The organism is Streptomyces sp. TLI_105, from assembly GCF_900105415.1.
Taxonomy (GTDB): domain Bacteria; phylum Actinomycetota; class Actinomycetes; order Streptomycetales; family Streptomycetaceae; genus Streptomyces.
The window spans coordinates 6,482,708-6,504,892 of the sequence record NZ_FNSM01000001.1 but is presented as its reverse complement, the minus strand read 5'-3'; the positions used below and the strand labels follow the sequence as shown (position 1 = coordinate 6,504,892).

At 72.5% G+C, this 22,185-nt stretch carries 19 protein-coding genes; 9 read left to right on the top strand and 10 right to left on the bottom strand.

Annotated features, from left to right (window positions below; genetic code table 11):
- The first annotated feature begins 187 nt into the window (after window positions 1-187).
- The 7 genes from BLW86_RS29725 to BLW86_RS29695 are packed head-to-tail and all read left to right on the top strand — an operon-like array spanning window position 188 to window position 6,286.
- The gene (locus tag BLW86_RS29725) at window positions 188-1,366 is read left to right on the top strand and encodes a pyridoxal phosphate-dependent aminotransferase (RefSeq protein ID WP_093876888.1); all 1,179 of its coding nucleotides are present in this window, start codon (window positions 188-190) and stop codon (window positions 1,364-1,366) included.
- Window positions 1,356-1,892 (top strand): DUF6190 family protein, encoded by a 537-nt coding sequence (locus BLW86_RS29720; protein ID WP_093876887.1) that lies wholly within the window; start codon window positions 1,356-1,358, stop codon window positions 1,890-1,892. Before BLW86_RS29725 ends, BLW86_RS29720 begins: the two co-directional genes overlap by 11 nt.
- 25 nt (window positions 1,893-1,917) lie before the next feature.
- Complete coding sequence (locus tag BLW86_RS29715; RefSeq protein WP_093876886.1) at window positions 1,918-2,724, top strand: dihydrodipicolinate synthase family protein; 807 nt, start codon at window positions 1,918-1,920, stop codon at window positions 2,722-2,724.
- On the top strand, window positions 2,721-3,605 hold the full coding sequence (locus BLW86_RS29710) for an iron-containing redox enzyme family protein (RefSeq protein ID WP_093876885.1): 885 nt from the start codon (window positions 2,721-2,723) through the stop codon (window positions 3,603-3,605). Before BLW86_RS29715 ends, BLW86_RS29710 begins: the two co-directional genes overlap by 4 nt.
- On the top strand, window positions 3,602-3,913 hold the full coding sequence (locus BLW86_RS29705; RefSeq protein ID WP_093876884.1) for a Rieske (2Fe-2S) protein: 312 nt from the start codon (window positions 3,602-3,604) through the stop codon (window positions 3,911-3,913). Before BLW86_RS29710 ends, BLW86_RS29705 begins: the two co-directional genes overlap by 4 nt.
- Complete coding sequence (locus BLW86_RS29700) at window positions 3,910-5,361, top strand: purine-cytosine permease family protein (protein ID WP_256341466.1); 1,452 nt, start codon at window positions 3,910-3,912, stop codon at window positions 5,359-5,361. Before BLW86_RS29705 ends, BLW86_RS29700 begins: the two co-directional genes overlap by 4 nt.
- A gap of 4 nt (window positions 5,362-5,365) precedes the next feature.
- Entirely contained in the window at window positions 5,366-6,286 is a 921-nt protein-coding gene (locus tag BLW86_RS29695) for a PDR/VanB family oxidoreductase (RefSeq protein WP_093876883.1), read from the top strand.
- A gap of 52 nt (window positions 6,287-6,338) precedes the next feature.
- Here BLW86_RS29695 and BLW86_RS29690 read toward each other — a convergent pair whose 3' ends face one another.
- From BLW86_RS29690 to BLW86_RS29645, 10 genes are all read right to left on the bottom strand, one after another.
- Window positions 6,339-7,418 (bottom strand): Zn-dependent alcohol dehydrogenase, encoded by a 1,080-nt coding sequence (locus BLW86_RS29690; RefSeq protein ID WP_093876882.1) that lies wholly within the window; start codon window positions 7,416-7,418, stop codon window positions 6,339-6,341.
- A 17-nt stretch (window positions 7,419-7,435) separates the two neighbouring features.
- On the bottom strand, window positions 7,436-8,827 hold the full coding sequence (locus tag BLW86_RS29685; protein ID WP_093876881.1) for an aldehyde dehydrogenase family protein: 1,392 nt from the start codon (window positions 8,825-8,827) through the stop codon (window positions 7,436-7,438).
- A gap of 470 nt (window positions 8,828-9,297) precedes the next feature.
- A complete protein-coding gene (locus tag BLW86_RS29680) occupies window positions 9,298-10,059 on the bottom strand; it encodes a class F sortase (protein ID WP_093876880.1) in 762 nt (253 codons plus the stop codon).
- Window positions 10,046-10,735: a hypothetical protein gene (locus BLW86_RS41595; protein ID WP_093876879.1), complete on the bottom strand. Its 690-nt coding sequence runs from the start codon at window positions 10,733-10,735 to the stop codon at window positions 10,046-10,048. Before BLW86_RS41595 ends, BLW86_RS29680 begins: the two co-directional genes overlap by 14 nt.
- A gap of 158 nt (window positions 10,736-10,893) precedes the next feature.
- Window positions 10,894-12,327 carry a CitMHS family transporter gene (locus BLW86_RS29670; protein WP_093878944.1) on the bottom strand — a complete coding sequence of 478 codons (1,434 nt, stop codon included), beginning with the start codon at window positions 12,325-12,327 and terminating at the stop codon, window positions 10,894-10,896.
- A 160-nt stretch (window positions 12,328-12,487) separates the two neighbouring features.
- Window positions 12,488-14,686: a molybdopterin oxidoreductase family protein gene (locus tag BLW86_RS29665; protein WP_093876878.1), complete on the bottom strand. Its 2,199-nt coding sequence runs from the start codon at window positions 14,684-14,686 to the stop codon at window positions 12,488-12,490.
- Between the two features lie 75 nt (window positions 14,687-14,761).
- A complete protein-coding gene (locus tag BLW86_RS29660) occupies window positions 14,762-15,448 on the bottom strand; it encodes a TetR/AcrR family transcriptional regulator (RefSeq protein ID WP_093876877.1) in 687 nt (228 codons plus the stop codon).
- 19 nt (window positions 15,449-15,467) lie between these two features.
- Entirely contained in the window at window positions 15,468-16,784 is a 1,317-nt protein-coding gene (locus BLW86_RS29655; RefSeq protein WP_256341465.1) for a hypothetical protein, read from the bottom strand.
- Window positions 16,781-17,716, bottom strand: a complete 936-nt coding sequence (locus BLW86_RS29650; protein WP_107466147.1) for a cupredoxin domain-containing protein — start codon at window positions 17,714-17,716, stop codon at window positions 16,781-16,783. Before BLW86_RS29650 ends, BLW86_RS29655 begins: the two co-directional genes overlap by 4 nt.
- Window positions 17,713-19,776, bottom strand: a complete 2,064-nt coding sequence (locus BLW86_RS29645; protein WP_093876876.1) for a right-handed parallel beta-helix repeat-containing protein — start codon at window positions 19,774-19,776, stop codon at window positions 17,713-17,715. Before BLW86_RS29645 ends, BLW86_RS29650 begins: the two co-directional genes overlap by 4 nt.
- A gap of 170 nt (window positions 19,777-19,946) precedes the next feature.
- Between BLW86_RS29645 and hmgA the strand changes: the two genes are divergently transcribed.
- Complete coding sequence (gene hmgA / locus BLW86_RS29640) at window positions 19,947-21,269, top strand: homogentisate 1,2-dioxygenase (RefSeq protein ID WP_093876875.1); 1,323 nt, start codon at window positions 19,947-19,949, stop codon at window positions 21,267-21,269.
- Window positions 21,270-21,309: 40 nt separating this feature from the next.
- Window positions 21,310-22,059, top strand: a complete 750-nt coding sequence (locus BLW86_RS29635) for a GntR family transcriptional regulator (RefSeq protein WP_093876874.1) — start codon at window positions 21,310-21,312, stop codon at window positions 22,057-22,059.
- Window positions 22,060-22,185 lie beyond the last annotated feature (126 nt).

Here is a 22,185-nt window from a genome sequence, read left to right as displayed (position 1 = left end):
AGAACGACGGCCAGGCATTCCATTTCGCGGAATGCCTGGCCGTCGTTCCTTTTTTTCTCCGGCAGAACATCGCGGTGATTATTAATTGCGTGACCCGCTCGTTATTCGCAAGGCCGCTCGAAGCTCCTACAGTCGTTTGCGCCGCCGGAATTCCGGACGAGTTTCGTATCGACAGCGGGAGTTCTTCATGTCGTTGACCGACAAGGCAGACGTCAGCACCTTCGTCGACCTCACCCAGCACGAGATCGAGGCCCTGAAGACCCGGTTCAACCTGGCCGACGCCCACACGCACCAGCGTCAGTCCGCCTCGCAGGAGCGGATCGTCTCGCGGCTCCCCGAGCTCTGGCACGAGTCGGAGACGAAGCAGCAGGCGCACTTCGAGCGCCAGTTCGTCGACGCCTTCTTCCGCCTGCACCAGCAGCCCACCGCCCGGGCGATGGACCGCACGCTCCTCTCGTACTCCGCCAGCGTCTCCACCATGGTCGCCGGCATGTTCCTCAAGCAGCGCGGGATGTCGGTGCAGCTGGTGGAGCCCTGCTTCGACAACCTGGTCGACCTGCTGCGCAACATGCAGGTGCCGCTCGGGCCGGTCGACGAGTCGGTGCTGCACGACAAGGACGCCATCTACGAGCGCCTGGTCGAGTCGATCGACGCGGACGCGATCTACCTGGTCGACCCCAACAACCCGACCGGGTTCACCCTGCTCGCCGAGAAGCTGGAGGGCTTCGCCGAGGTCGTCCGCTACTGCGTGGACCACGACAAGGTCCTGGTGATGGACTTCTGCTTCGCCTCCTTCGCGCTGTGCGACGAGGGCATCGGCCGCGTCGACATCTACAAGCTCCTGGAGGAGTCCGGCGTGACCTACATGGTCATGGAGGACACCGGCAAGACCTGGCCCATCCAGGACGCCAAGTGCGCCATGATCACCGCCAGCCGGGACATCCAGGAGGAGGTCTACAACCTCCACACCAGCGTCCTGCTGAACGTCTCGCCGTTCGTCCTCAACATGGTCACGCAGTACATCGAGGACTCCATCGAGGACGGCTTCGCCTCGGTCCGCGACATCATCAAGACCAACGGCGACGCCGCCCGCGCCGCCCTCGACGGCACCATCCTGGAGTTCCAGGAGCCGGTCGTCGGCACCAGCGTCGCCTGGTTCCGCATCAAGCCGGAGCACCTGACCGCCACCCAGCTCCAGGCCGTCCTCTTCGACGAGGAGGTGTACGTCCTGCCGGGCACCTTCTTCTACTGGAACACCAAGGAGAAGGGCGAGCGCTTCGTCCGCCTGGCCCTGGCCCGCGAGCCCGAGGTGTTCGCCGGCGCGATGGAGCGGATGCGGAAGGTGCTCGAGCGCTATGCGGCCTGACACCACCCCCGAAGCGACTGACCACGCCCCCACGGTGTTCATCGACGCCACCCTCTTCATGGGCATGCACAGCGAGGACGTCGCCGTCCGCACCGGCGCCAAGGCCTTCTTCGCCGGCCGGCTGGCCGCCGGGGACGCCGGCCGGGTCGTGATGAACTGGGAGCAGGTCGGCCGCTGCGACGACCTGGTGTGGGGTTACGAGCGGAAGGTCCAGGACGAGTACTACCCGTTCATGGACGTCCTCCACACCGACCTGGCCATCGACCGCGTCCCGTACGACGAGGACGACCTGCGGCGGGCCTTCACCACCCCCGCCCTCGAAGGCCTGCCCACGCACGAGCGCCTGCTCCTCGCCCAGGTCATCGGCCGGGGCGGCACGCTGCACACCGCGAGCCCCCGGCTGCTCGGGAGGACCGACCTGCCCGTCGTGCCGGTCGGCGCCGCCGCGGAGCCCTCGTTCCCCGCGTACCTGGAGGACCTCTACCGGCGCTCGCTGGTGCTGACGGTCGACTCCGACAACCTCTGAAGCCATCGCGAAGGGCACCCCACTCATGCCTGACACCTACTCCGGGACCGTCGTCCCGCTGATCACCCCCCTCGACGAGCACGGCACCGTCGACGAGCAGAGCGTCGTCCGGCTCCTGGACCACATCCGGGCCGAGGTCACGGGCCTCATGCCGGCCCTGACCTCCGGTGAGGGCTGGAAGCTCGACGCCCGGCAGTGGCAGGACGTCGTCACGTACACCGTCAAGCACGCCGACGGCCTCCCCGTGCTCGCCGGGATCCAGCTCCCCGACACCGCCTCGGTGATCGACCGGGCCCGCACGGCCGCCGAGATCGGCGCCGACGCCGTCGTCGTCACCACGCCGTTCGGTGCCGACGTGACGCAGGACCAGATCGTCGAGCACTACCGGGCGATCCGCGCGGCCCTCGACATACCGATCTTCCTCTACAACGAGGAGGCGCTGTCGGGCAATCGCATCGAGTTCGAGACGCTGATCCGGATCTGCGAGGAGATCCCCGGGATCGTCGGCATCAAGGAGTCCAGCGGCGACGCCGCCTTCACCCGCAGGATGGCCGAGGCCGGCACCGGCATCCCGGTCTTCGAGGGCTGGGAGAACCTCCTCGTCGACGCCCGCGGCATCCAGGGCTTCATCGGCCCGCTGGCCAACCTCGAACCCGCCCTGTGCAACGCGATGCTGGTCGACCCGACCCCGGACCGCCAGGCGGAGATCAACACCGTCTGCGAGAAGTACGGCGTCTTCAAGGACGACTGGTACCGGTGGGTGAAGAAGGAGCTGCACGCCCGCGGCGTGATCTCCTCCCCCACCACGCACGAGGAGGCGAAGGCGGCATGAGCACCACCCCCGCCTCCCCCACCGCCGAGTCCCCCGTGCCCGTGGCCGCGCACTCGTTCGCGACCCCGCCCGCGACGGCTCACCGCGAGCTCCACTCCCTCTACCGGCGGGTGCCCAACCTCGGCGACTACGGCTCGATGGCCTCGATCGAGGAGCGGTGGATCCTGCCGAAGGCGCGGGCCTACGAGGCCTCCGCCCCCCGCTTCGGCTCGGCCGGCGAACTGCTCCAGGCGCTCAAGGAGTTCCTCGCCGAGGAGGAGGCCGCGCTCCCGGAGAGCGCGACCTTCCTCGCCGAGCACGCCACGCTCGACCAGTTCAAGGTGATCGTCCGGCAGTTCGCGCTCGACGGGCTCACCGAGTCCGAGTCGCTGCTGCCGGTCGTCCCCCGGCTGCCCTACCGCTCGGCGATGGCGGTCTTCCGGGTCCTCATCGACGAACTCGGCTGCGGCAACGAGGAGAAGGCGCACTCCCAGCTCTACCGGGACCTGCTCACCGAACTCGGCATGAGCCTGGAGCTCGACGACTACCTCGACGAGACCACCCCGGAGTGCTACGCGTACGTCAACATGTTCCACTGGCTGGCGAGCCGGGCGTCGTCTCCCCAGTACTTCCTGGGGGCGTACGCCTACTTCGAGACCAGCGTCCTGTACGCCTTCCAGAGCTTCGCCCGGGCGGCGCGGCGGCTCGGGATCGTGCACGACGCCTACTACACCGAGCACCTGTACATCGACTCGTACCACTCGAACCACATGCGTACGGCGATCCGCGCGCTCGACGAGCCGGACTTCGCGAAGATCTGGGCGGGCGTCCGGCTGGCCTCCGACATCGTCGGCGAGGCCCAGGAAGCGGCGATCGCGCGGGCGCGGGAGACCGTCGCATGACGGCCGTGCCCGCCGGGCGGCAGGCCTCCGGCGAGCCCGTCGTCCGCCAGGTGACCGAGGACCTGGTCCTGGTCGAGGTCGGCGGCCGCAAGGTCCTCGCGGCCGCCGTCTGCCCCCACCGCGGGGGCCGGCTCAAGTACGGCAGGGTCGACGGGGACAGGCTGCGGATCACCTGCCCCCTGCACCACACGACCTTCGACCTGACCAGCGGCGAGCGCACCTCGGGGGCGGCCTGCGCCGCCCTCCGGGTGGTCGACGTGCTGCCCGGCCAGGACCGTCCCGAGGACCCCGCCGGGGGCGCCTCATGACCACCACACCGACCGGGGCGGCGTCCACCGTGACGCCGCCCCGTGCGGCGGTCGACCACGACGGCATCGCACCGGTGCCCGAGGCGGAGCGCACCTCGACGCCGGGCGACTTCGGATGGATCTGGCCCTCCGCGCAGTTCTCGTTCGGCACGGTGGTGCTCGGCGCGCTGCCCGTGGTCTTCGGTCTCGGCTGGTGGGCGTCGGCGAGCGCGATCGCGGCGGGCGTCGCCGTCGGGACGGCGCTGCTCGCCCCGCTCGCCCGGTTCGGCGTCCGCACCGGCACCAACGATCCGGTGTCGAGCGGGGCGCACTTCGGCGTGCGGGGCAGGGTCGTCGGCAACGTCATCACGGTGGTGACGGCGCTCGGCTTCTTCGCGATCGCGGTGTGGACGGGCGGCACGGCCGTCATGGTCGCGGGCCACCGGCTGTTCTCCACGCCCACGGGTCCGGGCGCGCTGACCGTCGCGATGTTCGTGACGGCGGCGGCGGTCGCGCTGGTCGCCGTGCGCGGGCACGAGACGCTGGTCCGCACGTACCGGATCACGGCGGTCACCGGCGGGGCGGTCCTGCTCGGCACCGCCCTCGTGCTCGCGCCGAAGTTCGACGCGGGATACGCCGGCGGGCCCCTGGCGCTCGACAGCACCCTGCACACCTGGCTGCTCGCGGCGACCGCGTCCGCGACCGTGCCCCTGTCGTACGCCACCTTCCAGGGCGACTACACCCGCTACATGCCGGCCACCACCCCCACCGGCCGGGTGGTGCGGGCGAGCGGCGTCTCGATGTTCCTCAGCAGCCTCGCGGCCCTGCTCACCGGCGCGTACGTGACGACGCTCTTCCCCGTGCCCGACGAGCCGTGGCTGCAGGGCCTCACGGACGCCGTACCGGGCTGGTTCGCGGTGGCCGTGGTCGTCTTCGGCTTCGCGGGCACCCTGCCGCAGGCCGGTCTCTGCCTGTACGCGGCCGGGCTCTCGGCCAACTCGGTGTTCTGGCGCTCCTCCCGGGCCGCCGTGACCACGGTGGTCGCGCTGCTCGCGGCGGCCGTGCTGTACCTCGGGGCGGTGGTGTACGACGCGATGGACGCCATGTCGGCGTTCGTGACGCTGCTGCTCACGGTCGTGGCCCCGTGGGCGGCCGTGCTCTCCGTCGGGTACGTGCTCCACCGGGGCCGGTACGACGCGGAGGCGCTGCGGACGTTCACCACGGGCGGCGGCGGACGGTACTGGTACACGGGCGGGGTCAACCCGCGCGCCGCCGCGGCCTTCGCGGCTGGCGCCTTCGTGGGGGTCCTCTGGGTCAACAACCCGCTGTACACCGGCCCGTTGACCGTCCTCACGGGCGGGGTGGACCTGAGTCTGCCGGCCTCCTTCCTGGTCGCCGCCGTGCTGTACGGGGTGGTGTGCCGGGTGTGGCCGGAGCCGCTGCTGCCGCCGTCACGAGCTTCGAGGTGATGCCATGTCCATGGTCCGGCTGAGGGTGACATCGGTCGCCGAGGAGGCGGACGGCGTACGGGGGCTGCTCCTGGCGGATCCCACGGGCGCCGACCTCGCGCCCTGGGAGCCCGGTGCGCACCTGGAGGTGACGCTGCCGTCCGGGGCGGTCCGTCATTACTCGCTCTGCGGCGATCCGGCCGACCGGAGCGTCTACCGCCTCGGGGTGCTGAGGGAGCCGGCGGGTCGGGGTGGCTCCGAGGAGATCCACGCCTCGGTCGGGGAAGGCACGGTCCTCGGCGTCCGGGGCCCGTTCAACCGCTTCCCGCTGGTGCCCGCCGAGCGGTACCTGTTCGTCGCGGGCGGCATCGGCATCACCCCGCTGCTGCCGATGATCCGCTCCCTGCCTCCGGGCTCGTGGTCCCTGCTGTACGGCGGCCGGAGCCTGGCGTCCATGGCGTACCGCGAGGAGCTCGCCGGACTGCCGGGGGTCACGCTCGTCCCGCAGGACACGGCGGGGCTGCCCGACCTGGACGCCGTCCTGGGCGGGCTGCCGGCGGACACGGCCGTGTACTGCTGCGGACCCGAGGGGCTGCTGCGGGCGGTGGAGGAGCGCTGGGCGGGGCCGCTGCACATGGAGCGGTTCGGTGCGGCGCCGGTGGAGAGGCCCTCCGGCGAGGGCGGGTTCGAGGTCGAGCTGCGGCGGACCGGGCGGACTCTGCGCGTGGAGCCCGGACGGACCCTGCTCGACACCGTGCGCGAGGTGGTGCCGGGTGTGGCGTACTCCTGTGAGGAAGGCTGGTGCGGCACCTGTGAGACGAAGGTGCTCGCCGGGACGCCCGAGCACCACGACTCCGTCCTCGGCGAGGACGAGAAGGCCTCGGGGACGACGATGATGATCTGCGTGGGCCGCTCGCGCGGCGAGCGTCTCGTGCTGGATCTGTGACGAGGGGCCCGCACCGACCTGGGCTCGGTGCGGGCCCCTCGGCGCGTCAGGGTCAGAAGACGACCAGGGCCCGGCCGCCCTTGCCCGCGAGCATGTTCTCGAAGGCGCCCGGGATGCCCTCCAGGGTGATCCGCTCGGTGACGAGGGCGCCGAGGTCGAACCGGCCCGCCCGGATGTGCTCGGCGAGCACGGGCAGGTCCTCGGCCGGGTTCGAGTTGCCGTAGACGCAGCCCGCAAGGGTGCGGCCCCAGTGGAAGATCTCCAGGGCGTTGAAGGTGACCTGCTGGTCCTTGCCGCCGATGCCGACGACCGTGGTGCGGCCGCCGCGCCGGGTGGACTCCCAGGCGGTCCGGATGGTGACGGCCCGGCCGACGCACTCGACGGCCACGTCGACGCCGTGTCCCCCGGTCAGCTTCCGGATCTCCTTGGCCGTGGTCTCGGAGGCGACGACGTACTCGGTGGCCCCGGCGGCCCGCGCGAGCGCCTCCTTCTCCGGGGAGACGTCCACGGCGACGATCGTCGACGCGCCCGCGATCCGGGCGGCCTGGAGCGTGGCGAGGCCCACCCCGCCGACGCCGAAGACGGCGACGGTCTCGCCCTCCCTGACCTTGGCGGAGTGGTGGACGGCGCCCCAGCCGGTGAGGACGGCGCAGCCGAGGAGGGCGGCGTCGGTGAGCGGCACCCCCTCCGGGGCGGGCAGGACGCAGTTCGCGGCGACGACCGTCTCCTCCGCGAAGGCGGCGACGTTGAGCCCGGGGTGGAGCTCGGTGCCGTCCTCGGTGCGGGCGTGGACGTTCGCGGCGCCCGTCAGGGCGTCGGCGCAGAGCCAGACCTCGCCGAGCGAGCAGGGGTGGCAGCTGCCGCAGGACGGCGCCCAGTTGAGGACGACGCCGTCGCCGGGGGCGACGTGGGTGACGCCCTCGCCGACGGAGACCACGGTGCCCGCGCCCTCGTGGCCGAGGACGGCCGGGACGGGCACGCGCATGGTGCCGTTCGAGAGGGAGAGGTCGGAATGGCAGACCCCGGCGGCGGCGAGCCGGACCCTGACCTGGCCGGGTCCGGGCTCGGGGAGTTCGATGCCGGTGATCTCCAGCGGAGAGCCGACGGCGGGCAGGACGGCGGCGCGGATCACGCGTCTCTCCTCGATGCCTAGAACTGCAGGGACTTGGTCTGGAGGTACTCGGCGAGGCCGTGCGCGCCGAGCTCCCGGCCGACGCCGGACTGCTTGTACCCGCCGAAGGGGGCCAGCGGGTTGAAGCGGCCGCCGTTGATGTCGACCTGGCCGGTGTCCATGCGGCGGGCGAAGGCGACGGCCGCCTCGGGCTCGCCCCAGACGGCTCCGGCGAGCCCGTAGACGGTCCCGTTGGCGATGGCGAGGGCCTCTTCCTCGTCCTCGTACCGCAGGAGCGAGACGACGGGGCCGAAGATCTCCTCCTGCGCGATGGTCATGTCGGGGGTGACGTCGGCGAAGACGGTCGGGGAGACGTAGTAGCCGGTCTCGCGCGGGGCCTCGGGGCCGCCGGCGACGAGCCGGGCGCCCTCCTCGATCCCCTTCTCGATGTAGCCGCGGACCCGTGCCTGCTGCTTGGCGTTGACCAGGGGGCCGACGCGCTCGCCGGGGACGTACTTGGCGACGGCCTCGGCGGCGAGCGCCACCGCCTCCTCGTACCGGTCGGCGGGGATCAGCATCCGGGTCCAGGCGCTGCACGTCTGGCCGGAGTTGGACATGACGTTGGCGATGCCGACGGCGACGGCCTTGGGGAGGTCGGCGCTCGGCAGGATCACGTTCGCGGACTTGCCGCCGAGTTCGAGCGCGACCCGCTTGACGGCGCCGCCCGCGAGGGCTCCGATGCGGCGGCCGACGGCGGTGGAGCCGGTGAAGGAGACGAGGTCCACGTCGGGGTGCTCGGCGAGCGCCTGCCCGGCGACCGGGCCGAGACCGGTGACCAGGTTGAAGACGCCGGCGGGCAGTCCGGCCTCGTGGACGGCCTCGGCGAAGAGCTGCGCGGTGAGCGGGGTGTCCTCGGCGGGCTTGAGGACGGTGGTGCAGCCGGCGGCGAGGGCCGGGGCGACCTTGGCGACGATCTGGTGGAGCGGGTAGTTCCAGGGGGTGATGGCGGCGACGACGCCGACCGGCTCGGCGTAGACGGTGGAGTTGCCGACCTTCTCCTCGAAGGGGTGGGTGGCGGCGAGTTCGGCGTAGCTGCCGGCGACGGCGATCGGCAGTCCGGCGTGGACGGCGGCGGCGAGCTGCGGCGGGGCTCCGAGCTCGGCGGTGACGGTCGCGGCGATCTCCTCCGCGCGGGCGGCGAGCGCGTCGCGGAGGGCGGCGATCCGGGCCGCGCGCTCGGCGGGCGGGGTGGCCGCCCAGCCGGGGAGCGCGGCGCGGGCGGCGCGCACGGCGGCGTCGACGTCCTCGGCGGTGCCCGCCGGGACGTGGCCGATGACCTGCTCGTCGGCCGGGTTCAGCACCGGGATGGTGTCGGTGGAGGAGGCGGGGCGCCACTCCCCGCCGATGTACATCGCGTCGTGGGCCTTCATCCGCTGTCTCCTCAGGTCGCCCGGGCGTCGTCCCACCCAAACTAGCGCTGTTAGTTTTCCGACGCCAGGGTCCGCCCGCGTGCCCCGGGTCTCACCGGGCGGGAGGCTCCGGCCCCGCCCGGCGGCACGCTCGGGCCCCGCTCGAAGACGCGCCCCGCACCCGGTCGGTGGCGCGCTCCGGTCCCGCTCGGCGACACGCCACGGCACCGCTCGATCGTGCCGCCCCGGCCCACCACCTGTCCACGGCGGTCCCGTACAGCCGTACGGCGCCGGAACTGGCGGAACCCCCCTTGCCGGAGGGCACCCGGCATACCTGATGGGCGGACGGCGGCGCGTGCCGCACCCGGGACGGCCCGTGCCACCGGGCACGGCACACGCCCCGGTCGACGGAGCGGCTGGATTCCGTCGACCGGGGCGTGGGTTCGTGTGCGGGTCCGGCCGGTCCAGGGGCGTGGGGCCGGACGCCGGGGTCAGATCTTCTGGGCGATCTCGGTGAGGTGGGCGAAGACGACGATGTTCGCCTCGTAGCCCTTGCCCCGGTCGAAGGCTCCGCCGCAGGTGAGCAGCCGCAGTTCGGGCCGCCCGGTGTCTCCGTACACCTCCTTGTCGGGGAAGGCGTCCTTGGCGTACGTCCGGACGCGGTCGACCGTGAAGACGGCGACCTTGCCGTCGGCACGGGCGACCCGGACGGTGTTGCCGGCGCTGAGCGAGTTGAGGTTGAGGAAGACGGCGGGCCCGGTGCGGGTGTCGCGGTGGCCGACGACGACGGCGGTTCCGCGCTCGCCGGGGGCGGGCCCCTTGGCGTACCAGCCGGCGACGCGGGGGTTGTCGACGGGTGGTGTGCCGAGCTTTCCGGCGGCGTCGAGGCCGAGCTCGATCACGGGGGCCTCGATGGTGATGGCCGGGACGGCGACGGTGACGGGGCGTGAGCGGGCCAACGGCGCGGGTGGGGATGCGGGCCGCGGTCGGGGCGTGGCCTTGGGCCGTGGCCGGGGCGTGGCCCTGGGCAGCGCCCGGGGCTTCGGCTTGTGGCCCAGGGCGGCGGGCGCTCCGGCCGCCGCCCCGGCCCGGCCGGGAGCGGCCGGGCCTGCGGCGAGCGGCGGGTCGGCCGGTTCCTCGTCACCGACCCACCAGATACCCCCCGTCACCAGGACCACGGTCACCACCACGGTCCTGGCGAGCCGGAGCAGGCGCCGCTGCCTGCGGGTGAAGCGGGACCTACGCGGCGCCATTGTCGCGGCGGCGCGAGCGGCGGATCAGGACGAGTCCGGCCGTGCCGGCGAGGCCGGCCGCGACGGCCGCCCCGACGCCGAAGGCGGAGGAGTCCTCGGCGGCGAGCTGCGCGCTGCCGCCACCGCCGGCGCCGACCGGACCGTGCGGGGGCCTGCCGTGGCCGTGACCGCCGCCGTTACCGCCGTTCCCATTACCGCCGTTGCCGTTACCGCCGTTCCCGTTCCCGCCGTTCCCGTTCCCGCCGTTGCCACCGTCCGGGCAGTTCACCCGGAAGACCTTCGACTTCGGGGAGCCGTTCTTGCCTTCCCACGTCCATTCGACCTTGTACATGCCGGTCGGGACACCGCTGATGTCGTCCGTGGCCCCGTCGCCGTTGGCGTCGAGAACGATGCTGCCGCTCGGGTACAACTGGTTGCCTGGCTGGTTCGGCTGCGGGGCGATGCTCCACTGGATGCTCTGCAGGCCGTCGAAGTTGAAGCCGGCAAAGCGGAAGATGCACCCGACCTGGGGCTCGTTGGTCTGGCTGGTGTCGGGGGTGCCCTGCCGGTGGACCTTCACGTCGCCGTTGTCACCGGGCGCGGCGAAGGCCGCCGGCGCACCCCCGAGGGTCACGGCGCTGAGCGCCAGGGTGGCGAGCGACGCTCGGAGCAGGGCACGGGTGGGGGGTGTCGTCATGGGGAAGGTCCTCCAGTCGTGAACTCAATCGGGCACTTGCTGCGATAATCCGACTATCTGTCACAAACTGGATACGGAGGGTGGCGACTCGACGCGCCACCCTCCGACTTCCACCCGTCCGGCTCACCTCCGTCCGCTGGTGACGGGGCCCGGCCGGGTCAGATGATCCCGAAGAGGATCCCGGCCGCCAGCACGACCAGCGAGGTCAGCGCGGCCCACTTCACCGTGAACCGGGTGTGGTCGCCGAACTCCACCTTCGCCATGCCGACCAGCACGTACACGGCGGGAACCAGCGGGCTCGACATGTGCAGGGCCTGGCCGACCAGGGAGGCGCGGGCGATCTCCAGGGACGACACCCCGTGGGCCGCGCCCGCCTCCGCGAGGACCGGGAGCACGCCGAAGTAGAAGCCGTCGTTCGACATGAAGTACGTGAGCGGGAGGCTCAGCACGCCGGTGACCAGGGCCATGTGCGGGCCCATGCCCGCCGGGATGGCGCCGACGAGCCAGTCGGCCATGTGCTTGACCATGCCCGTGCCGGTGAGGACGCCGGTGAAGACGGCGGCGGCGAAGACCATGCCGGCGACGTTGAGGACGTTGTCCGCGTGGGCGGCGATCCGCTCCTTCTGCTCGGTCATCTTCGGGAAGTTGACGGTGAGCGCGAGGGCGGCGCCGAGGAGGAACAGCACCGGGATCGGCAGCAGTTCGAGGATCATCGCCGCGAGCAGCGCCACCGTCAGGGCGGCGTTGAACCAGTACAGCCGGGGGCGGAGCGTCGTCCGGTTCGGGTCGAGCCCCTGGAACCCGTCGCCCTCGCCGGCACTCGTACCGGTCGCCGCACCGGTGGCGTCGCCGGTGGAGCCCGTCGCCTTCCCGCCACCGCCCTGGCCCTGGCCCTGACCCTGGCCCTTGCCCTTGCCGCCGCCCGCCGTGACCAGCACCGCGTCGGTCTCCGGGACCAGCACCTCGTCGAGGGTCAGGTAGCCGATGCGCTTGCGCTCGCGGCGCCCAAGCACGTACGCCAGCACGAAGACGAAGAGCAGGCCCACGCCGAGCGCGGGGATCATCGGCACGAAGATGTCGGCGGCGTCCAGCTTGAGCGCGGTCGCGGCGCGGGCGGTGGGTCCGCCCCACGGCAGGGTGTTCATGACGCCGTTGGCGGTGGCGGCGACACCCGTCATGACCACCAGGCTCATCTTGAGCCGCTTGTAGAGCGGATACATCGCCGAGACGGTGATCATGAAGGTGGTGGAGCCGTCGCCGTCCAGCGAGACGATCGCGGCGAGCACCGCCGTACCCACGACGACCCGCACGGGGTCCGCCTTGCAGAAGCGCAGGATGCCCCGGACGATCGGGTCGAAGAGACCGACGTCGATCATGACGCCGAAGTAGACGATCGCGAACATCAGCATCGCGGCGGTCGGCGCCAGCTTGCCGACCCCTTCGATGACGTAGTCGCCGAGCTGGGCCCCCTGCCCGACCGCGACGCAGAACAGCGCGGGAATCAGTACGAGCGCCGCGATCGGCGACATCTTTTTCAGCATGATCAAAACCAGGAAGGTCGCGATCATGGCGAAGCCGAGGACGGTCAGCATGGAGGACACCTCACGTTCACCCTTGAACTGCCGCCGAGCGGCGGTCCGGATGACCGTAGGTGCCCTCTTCCGCCCTTAACAAGACGTTGACGTGTGAGCAATACGAGCAAAACCCCAGGTCACGGCAAGGGTGATCGTCGGGGCGACCTCCATGGGCGGCCTATAGGGGTGAGACCTCCACGGGGAAGCCGTTCAGTACGGCGGTCCCGGACAGGGGGTCGATCCGGGACCCGTCGAGCAGCTGGTTGACGTTGACGCCGGGGCGCGTGGAGGCGACGGCGAGCCGGGTCCCCGGCCGGTCGTGGCCCCAGCCGTGCGGGAGGCTGACGACGCCCGGCCGCACGCCGTCGGTGACCTCCACCGGCACCTCCACCTCACCGCCCTCCCCCTTCACCCGGGCGACCCCGCCGTCGGTCAGCCGCAGCCGCTCCGCGTCCCGGGGGTGCACCTGGAGGGTGCAGCGGTTCGAACCTCCGCCCAGAGCGGGGGTGTTGTGCAGCCAGCTGTTGTTCGAGCGCAGGTGCCTGCGCCCGACGAGCTGGAGGGTCCCCGGCTCCGGCACGGCGTCGAGGGCGGCCCGCAGTCGGGGCAGGTCGGCGGCGAGGGGTTCCGGGAACAGTTCGATCCGTCCGCTGCGGGTCTTGAGGAGCGCGGGCAGGCGCGGCTTCAGCGGGCCGAGGTCGACACCGTGCGGGTGCGCCTTCAACTCGTCGAGGGTGAGGCCGTACGGCCCGAGCCGCAGCATCAGGTCGAGTCGCCGCTCGGCTCCGGTGGAGCCGGAGAGCCGGGCGGCGAACTCCTTGGGAACCGCGCCGTACGCCGGCGAGTGCTCCTGCGTCACGGCCTTGGCGAGGGTCGTGTCGATGGCGAGGTCGTCGACGGCGGACGGCGGGGCGCCGTGCATCCCGGAGACGGCGAGGATCAGCCGGGCGTGGATCTCGCACTCGTCCATGCGGTCCGCTTCGAGGGGGACGGCCGCCTGCGTGTAGCGGGCCTGGTCGCGGACGGCGAAGGAGTTGAAGGCGAAGTCGAAGTGGGCGCTCCGGGAGGGCGGCGGCGGGGGCAGCAGGACGTCGGCGTGGCGGGTGGTCTCGTTGAGGTACGGGTCGACGGCGACCATCAGGTCGAGGGAGCCGAGGGCCGCGTCGAGGCGGTCCCCGTCGGGGGCGGAGAGGACGGGGTTGGCGGCGACGGTGATCACCGCGCGGATGCGCCCCTCCCCCGGCGTCTCGATCTCCTCGGCGAGGGCGACGAGCGGCAACTCGCCCTTGACCTCGGGGTGGCGCGAGACCCTGCTGTGCCGGCGGCCGAGGGCGAAGCCCCTGCCGGGTCCCGCGGGGCGGGGCGCGGGCGCGGTGGCGGAGAGCGGGAAGAGCGCGCCGCCGGGCCGGTCGAGGTTGCCGGTGAGGACGTTGAGGACGTCGACGAGCCAGTTGGCGAGGCTGCCGTACGCCACGGTGGAGCTGCCCATCCGCCCGTAGACGGCGGCGGTGGGCGCGGCGGCGAGCTCCCGGGCGAGGGCGCGGATGGTGTCCGCGTCCACGTCGCAGGCGGCGGCGACCGCCTCGGGGCTGAACTCCCGCACCGCGGTCCGTACCTCCTCGACGCCCTCCACATGGGCGGCGAGCGGGCCGAGGTCGGTGAGGTCCTCGTCGAAGAGGGTGTGGACGAGGGCGGCGAGGAGCAGCGCGTCGGCGCCGGGGCGGATCGCGACGTGCCGGTCGGCGAGGCGGGCGGTGCGGGTGCGCCGGGGGTCGACGACGGTGAGGGTGCCGCCGCGCCGGCGCAGCGCCTTGAGCCTGCCGGGGAAGTCGGGGGCGGTGCACAGGCTGCCGTTGGAGTCCAGCGGGTTGGCTCCGAGGATCAGCAGGTGGTCGGTGCGGTCCAGGTCCGGCACGGGGACGGCGAACGGGTCTCCGAAGAGCAGGCCACTGGAGACGTGCTTGGGCATCTGGTCGAGCGTGGAGGCGGTGAAGAGGTTCCGGGTGCGCAACGCGCCGATCAGCAGGGGTGGGTAGAGGGCGCCGGCGATCGTGTGCGCATTGGGGTTGCCCAGGACGATACCCACGGAGTCCGGCCCGTACTCCTCGATGATCGGGCGGATTCGGGCGGCGATCGTGTCGAACGCCTCGGCCCAGGTGGCCTCCTGGAGTCTGCCGTCCTTGCGGACCAGGGGGGCGCGGAGCCGGTCGGGGTCGGAGTCGATCTCGGGGAAGGAGGCGCCCTTGGGGCAGATGAACCCCTGACTGAAGACGTCGTCGCGGTCGCCGCGCGCCCCGGTGACGCGACTCCCGTCGAGCGTCAGGGTGAGTCCGCAGGTCGCTTCGCAGAGGGGGCAGATGCGCAGGGCGGTGGGCATGGCGTCTCCCTGGGTGCGTCGGGTGACGCCGAGCCTACCGACCGGTAGGCACGGGCGGGAGGGGTCTGCGGAAGGTCAGGAGAGGGAGGGCGCCAGATACGCGTGGAGCAGGCACCGCGTCTCGGCGACGAGCGCCGGGTCCCCGGCGGGATCCGCGCGGAAGGCCAGCCGGACCAAGGCGTCGGCGGTCTCGACGCCGACGAGGACCTTCCGGTGCAGCTCCTCGTCGGCGGCGCGGCCCAGATGGGTGGCGAGGAGCCCGCAGATCCGTTCGGCGACGAGCCGGTTGGGGTCCTCGACGACGGCCTCGACCGGGCCGTCCGCCGGACCGCCTGCCGGGCCGTCCGCCGCGGCTTCTCCGGGAGCGGCGGCGGGCACGCCGAAGTCGACGAGCGCGAACCCCGGGACGGTCCGCTTCATCTCGATGAACTCGTCGAGGACGCCGTCGATGGCGCCGTGCGCGTCGAGGATCGGCGCCTCGGCGAGCCGCTCCGAGACCCGCTCGGCGTACCGGTCGAGGTTCCGGTGGGCGAGGGCGGCGACCATCGCCCGCTTGTTGCCGAAGAAGCGGTAGACGGAACCGATGGGGACGCCGGCCCGGGCGGCGACGGCACGGGTGCTCAACTGCTCGTACCCGGTCTCGTCGAGGAGTACGGCGCAGGCGTCGAGGATCCGGGCCAGCCGCTCGGCGCTGCGCTGCTGCACGGGTGCGCGGCGGAGCGCCGGCTGGGTTCGGGGGCGGGTCTTGGACACGGGGTCCATGATGCCGCTCCGGTCCGGATCAGGCGATCAGCAGGCCGATGCCGCCAAGGGTGTACGCGATCATCAGCGCGAACAGGGGGAGTTGGCCGGCGACGGCTCGGGCGGGCGGGAGGAGGCGCACGGACCGGTCGTGCGCGGCGACGACACCGAGGACGTGGCCGGTGACGACCGCGACGACCTGAAGGGTGGCGAGGCCCCCGGGACCCAGTGGTGGAGCGGGCGAGGGGGCGTTGTCAGTGCCCCCTGCCAAGATGACGGTACGTGGTCCTTCGGTCACGAGAAGTGAGAAGTAGTGGGCCGTGAGATAGCCGAGGGCGATGGGCAGGAGCGAATGGGCGAAGGAGGTGAGCGGAGTGGTGAGTCCGGGGTTCATCAGGCGCAGGGCACCGGCGCAGAGGCCGTAGCAGGCGGCGGCGAGGGCGACGGTGGCGAGGAGGCCGAGCGTGGCGGTGGGGACGGGGCCGAGGGGGGAGGTCTGGAGGGTGGTGATCCAGCGGGGGTTGTCGGAGAGGCCGTCGTAGGCGGTGGAGCCGAGGAGGACGCAGACGGTGGCGACGAGCCCGGGGGTCTGCGGGGTGGCGTCGAGGCCGTGGAAGGGGGAGCGCAGGACCAGGCGGCCGTCGGTGCGGCGGCCGAGGGGTGAGAGCCGGGCGAGAAGGGAGGAGTAGACCTCGAAGGGGTCGGCGTGGGCGAACCACCGGTCGCCGTGGCGGGCGGCGCCCAGGAGTTGGACGGCGGTGTGGGCGGCGAGGGCGATCAGGAGGGTGGTGGAGGAGGTGTTGTCGGGGGCGACGAGCTCCAGCCAGGTGAAGAGGAGGAGCCCGGCGGCGGCGGGCCGGATGCCGAGCGCGGCGGGCAGGGGGCGCGGCTTCCGTGGCGGGTGGAGGGCGTGGAGGGCGCGCAGGGGGTTGAGGAGGCGCCAGACGGGGCCGAGGAGGAGGGAGGCGGGGACGAGTCCGACCCAGAGGAGGACGTAGAGGGCGCCGGGTGCGGGGTTGCGGTCCGGGTCGTCGGGGCCGAGGAGGAGGTGGAGGAGGAAGACGAGTGCGGTGGCGGCACCGAGGAGGCGGAGGGCGCCGCGGGTGGTGGGGGCGTCGGCGATCCGCTGGAGGACGGCGGGGAGCGGGCGGCCGGAGAGGTCGCCTCGGAAGCGGGAGGAGGACCAGAGCAGTCCGAGGGCGAGGAAGGAGAAGAGGAGGGCGGTGAAGGCTCCGGCGTAGGCGTAGAAGGGAGAGAGGGGGAGGTCGTGCCGGGAGCCCACGCCGTGGGCGAGCGGGAGCCCGAGGGACCCGGCGTGGGCGGAGGCCGCGAGGTGGGCGGCGGTGACGGCCGTCATCGGACGACGAGTTGGGTCAGCACGAGGCCGGAGTCGTGGGTCTCGACCTCGAAGAGGCCGGTGCGGTCGACCGTGAGGGTGAGGGTGGCGGTCGTGCCGGGAGAGAGGGGCAGTTCACGGTCGTAGCCGTGTACGTGGAGGGTGTCGGCGCGGTCGCCGGTGACGCGGAGGGTGAGGAGCTCGCCCTTCTTCAACTCGATGCGGGAGGGAGGTGGTTGGACGGTCGTCCCCGTGATGGTGAGGGTGACGGTCCGGCCGGGCCCGGTGGGCCGGGGGCTCGGCGGCGCGGAGGAAGCGGGGGCGGAGGAAGCGGCCGAGGCGGTGGGAGCGGAAGGGGCGGAGGCCGTGGGGGTGGAGGTGGAAGGGGTGGCGCCGAGGCGGACGGTGGCCTGGACGGGGGTGCCGGCGACGGCCCAGACGGTGTGGTCGTCCGCGTGGAGCCGGACGGTCAGGGTGTGGGCGCCGGGCGGGACGTAGCCCCAGGGGCCGTACAGGCGAGCGGTCTCCCGGCCGTCGACGAGGAGGCGGGCGTGGCCGCGGCCCGGGAGGGCCGCGCCGCCGGTGCTCTCCGGGGTGAAGCGGAACCTCTCCACCGCGAGGTGGACGTTCCAGCCGCCCTCGGAGTCGGGGCGGGCTTCGGCCCTGACGGTGGGCGCGTCCGCCGCGGGGAGTTCACGGAGCCGGTGTCCCCTCTCGTCCCGGGCCGGGAGCAGGGTGCCGCTGTCGCCGGTGGCCTCCTGGTGGCTGGTGCCGGGTCTGTGGTGGGTGGTGGGCCGACCACCGCAGCCCGCCAGGAGCAGAACGGTGGCGATCAGGACGGCGACGCTCCGGGCAACGGCGGCCCGGAGGGCGGCAGGGCGGGGTGCGCCGGTCTGGGGTGCGGCGGGGCGGGGTGCGGCGACCCGGGGTGCGGCGGGGTGGTGGGGTGTCATGCCGTCACCGTTTCCGGCTGGTCGGCGGCGGGGTCGGCCGGTGGCTCGGCGGTGCGGTCGGTGCGGGTGCCGGCCGCGACCACCGCCCACAGCACCCAGACGACGCCGAGCAGGAGGCGGAGCCAGGCGGGGCCGACGGGGAGGCCGGGGAGCATGAGGACCGCCTTGTCGAAGGCGTCGAGCAGGGTGAGGGCGCCGAGGGCCACCGTGGTCCAGGCGAGGGCGGGGCGGGCGGGGCGCAGGGCGAGGCCGACGAGGGTCCACCACACGCCCGTGAGGAGCAGCGCGACGGAGGGGAGGACGGTCGGGGTGAGGGCGAGGGTCGAGCCGGCGACGTCGAGGGCGAGGCCGACGAGGCCCAGGAGGGTGGCCGCGCCGGCGAGCCGGTGGCCGCGCAGCCGGCGCCACCAGAGGGCGCCGCCGGCGAGGGCGAGGACGAGGGCGCTGCCGAGGGCGAGTTGGGTCTCGACGCGCTGGAGGCCGCGGGCGCCGTACCAGTCGCAGCCTGCCGGGAGGCGGCGTGCCTGGACGTTGTAGTCGGCGCAGACGAGGAGCTGGGCGAGTTTGACGGGTTCTCCGACGAGCCGGTCGGTGGAGCCGGAGACCTCGCCGCGGCGGGTGCCGCAGGCGGGCGGGGCGCCGGGGGTGGCGGCGCCGACGTCGGACTGCCAGCAGTTGCCTCCGCCCTGGCCGTCCCACCAGACGTCGGTGCGGTTGGGGCGGGCGTGGCCGGCCTTGTCGACGCCGAGGTGGTTGCCGGCGTAGCGGTTGTGGTGGGAGGTGTCGGTCTGCTTGTCCCAGGCGGACTCGCCGCGGATGAAGGCGGGGACGGCGCTGAGGAAGAAGGCGGCGCGCTGGTGGCCGTAGACCCAGTTGTTCTCGTAGAGGTTCCAGTTGCCGCCGGCGGTGATGATGCCGGTGCCGGGCGGCATGGAGATCTGGGGGCAGACGACGCCCTGTTCGTAGCCGCGGTCGACGGGCGGCTTGGCGCAGGTGCCGTCGGCGACGTACGGGTAGTAGTTCTGGTTGTTGTCGTGGATCAGGTTGCGTTCGAAGCGGGCGTGGTTCTGGGGCAGTCCGGGGTGGCCGGGGAAGGCGGAGTCCATGGAGGCGCCGCCCATGTTGTGGTCGAGCTCGTTGTCGTGGACCCAGACGGAGTCCCCGGCGGTGCCGGAGTAGCCGACCATATTGTGGTGGCTGCGGCAGCCGGTGATCTCGATGGAGTAGCGGGGGACGTCGTAGCCGTGGCCGTCGTTGATGTTCGAGGCCGAGCCGGGGTAGATGCCGGAGTCGCCGTTCCCGTAGGACTCGCAGTTCTTGTAGAGGCCGTGGTCGGAGGCGAAGGTCAGGAAGCCGTACTCGTCGTTCCAGCGGGTGAGGACGTCGTCGATGACGAAGCCGTCGGCGGCGAGTACGTACAGCGAGTTGAAGGTGGTGCGCTGGGCGGTGAAGTTGCGGAAGTAGACGCCGTCGGAGCCGTCGGCGCGGAGGGCGTTGAGTTTCCGGTACTTGGCGTCGATGACGACGTCGAGGCGGGAGGCGCCGGTGCCTTCGATCTGGAGGTTCTTCTTGCCGAGGATCGCGACCAGGTTCTGGTTGTGCGGGCATCGCAGCTGCTGTGCGTAGCTGAGGATCTGGTATCCCAGCGCGGACTTCCGGGCCTTGAGGGTGGCGCAGGCGCCGGTGGGCGGCGGCAGGGAGGGCTCCTCCTCGTAGAGGCCGGGGAGGATCGCGATGGTGAGGCCGGGCCGGTCGACGGCGTCGACGGCCTGCTGGAGGTGGCGGTGGCCGGTGCGGAGGCAGCGTTCGAAGAGGGCGAGGTTGCGGGCCTTGAGGGCGGCCGGGAAGCCGGAGACGCGGCGTTCGAAGTCGGCGCGGTCGGTCTTGCAGACGAGGAGGTCGGGTTCGCCCGTGCGGAGTTCCGGCACGCTGCCGGTTCCGTCGGGGAGGGTGACGGGCCGTTCCTCGTGGGCCTGGGCGAGAGGAGCGGTGAACAGGGCCGCGGCGAGGGCCACGAGCACGACCGAGAGCACGGAGACGAACCTTCGGGTCCACGACATGCGCGTGAGAGTAGAGCAATGTTCACCTTTTGGGACCCCCTGTGCGCGCATCGATCCCCCTGCGCACGCGGCGGCCCCCCACGGGTCTCGGGTGTGCCATTGACGCGGGGCGCACGGAATCCTACGGTCATACATAGGATTCCCTTGCGGGCTCAGGACAGGAGCGGTCGATGACCACGGAGCAGGCCAGGAAGACGGCCGAGGCGCTCACCTACAGCACCGGTTTCGGCAACGAGCACAGCTCGGAGGCGGTCCCCGGCGCACTGCCGGACGGCCGTAACTCGCCGCAGCGCGCACCCCTCGGCCTCTACGCCGAGCAGCTCAGCGGAAGCGCCTTCACCGAGCCGCGGTCCCACAACCGCCGCTCCTGGCTCTACCGGATCCGCCCCTCGGCCGCGCACCCGCCGTTCACCCGGATCGACAACGGCACCCTCGCCGGCGCCCCCTTCACCGAGACCGTGCCCGACCCGAACCGGCTGCGCTGGAACCCGCTGCCCGAGCCGGCGCCCGGCACCGACTGGCTGGCCGGCCTGTGGACCCTCGGCGGCAACGGCGACGCGACCCAGCGCACCGGCATGGCCGTGCACCTCTACCACGCCAACGCCTCCATGGAGCGGGTCTTCGGCGACGCCGACGGCGAGCTACTGATCGTCCCGGAGCGCGGCGGCCTCCTCCTCCGCACCGAGCTGGGCCTGCTCGCCGCACACCCGGGCGAGGTGGCGCTGATCCCGCGCGGTGTCCGCTTCCGCGTCGAGCTCCTCGACGAGACGGCCCGCGGTTACGTCTGCGAGAACTACGGCTCCCCGTTCCAGCTCCCGGACCTCGGCCCGATCGGCGCGAACGGTCTCGCCAACGCCCGTGACTTCCGCGCCCCGGTCGCCGCCTACGAGGACGTCGAGGGCCCGGTCGAGGTGGTCAACAAGTACTGCGGCAACCTCTGGTCGGCGACGTACGGCCACTCGCCGCTGGACGTCGTCGCCTGGCACGGCAACCACACCCCGTACGTCTACGACCTGCGCCGCTTCAACGTCATCGGGACGATCTCCTACGACCACCCCGACCCGTCGATCTTCACGGTCCTCACCTCCCCCTCCGACACCCCCGGGCTCGCGGGCGTCGACTTCGTGGTCTTCGCCCCGCGCTGGCTGGTCGGCGAGGACACCTTCCGGCCCCCGTACTTCCACCGGAACGTGATGAGCGAGTACATGGGCCTCATCGAGGGCGCGTACGACGCCAAGACCGCCGGTGAAGGGGGGTTCGTGCCCGGCGGCGGCTCGCTGCACAACATGATGTCCGCGCACGGCCCCGACCGGGAGACCTTCGACAAGGCCAGCGCCGCCGAGCTGAAGCCGCAGAAGATCGACGACGGTCTCGCCTTCATGTTCGAGACCCGCTGGCCGGTGACCACGACCCCGCAGGCGGCGGGCGCCGACCACCTGCAGAAGGGATACGACGACGTATGGCAGGGTCTTGAGCGCCACTTCCGGCCGTAATGTCTCGGCCGTAAGCCCGTAGCCTTCGTACGGAGAACCCGTGACCGCCTTCGCTCCCGACTCGCTGGTCCTGAACCGCAAGCTGCCGCTCTGGTATCAGGTCTCGCAGTCGCTGCGCGCCTCGATACTGGGCCGCACGTCCGACGCCTCGCTGCGACTGCCCACCGAGGAGCAGCTCGCGGCCCACTACGGCGTGAGCGTGCTGACCATGCGCCAGGCCCTCAAGGAACTGGAGGAGGAGGGCCTGATCAGCCGGCACCGGCGGCGCGGCACCTTCATCGAGCCGGGCGCCCGGCGGTCCACGCCGCGCCGGCTGCTCGGCTCGATCGACGCGATCGTGGCCCAGCAGTCGGGCGAGCGGACGACGGTCCTCGGGCACGGCACGGAGCCGGTGCCCGGGGAGCTCGCGGAGTACTTCCCGGACGTGCCGGAGGTCGTGGCGTACCGGCGGCTGCGCAGCGACGGGGAGAGCGGCGAGCCGACCAACTGGGCGGAGAACGCGGTGCGGCCCGAGCTCGCCGCCGCGATCGACCCGGCCGATCTGGAGCGCTGGCCGATGACGAAGGTGCTGCGGGACGTGGTCGGGGTGCGGATCAGCCGCATCACGGACACGGTCGAGGCCCGTCTCGCGGACCCGGAGACGGCGACCCTGCTCCAGGTCCCGCTGCTCTCGCCGATCCTCCACTACACGGGCGTGACCTACGACGACGACGGCCGGGTCGTCGACGTGGCCCGCATCCGTTACCGGGGCGACCGCTTCTCCTTCACGGTCACGGTCGAAGCGCACTGACCACCGAAGCGCACTGACCATGGAAGGCGCACCGACCACCGAAGCGCACCGACCGTGGAAGGCGCACCGACCACCGAAGGCCGCCGACCGCCGAAGCGCATCAACCACCGAAGCGCACCGACCGTC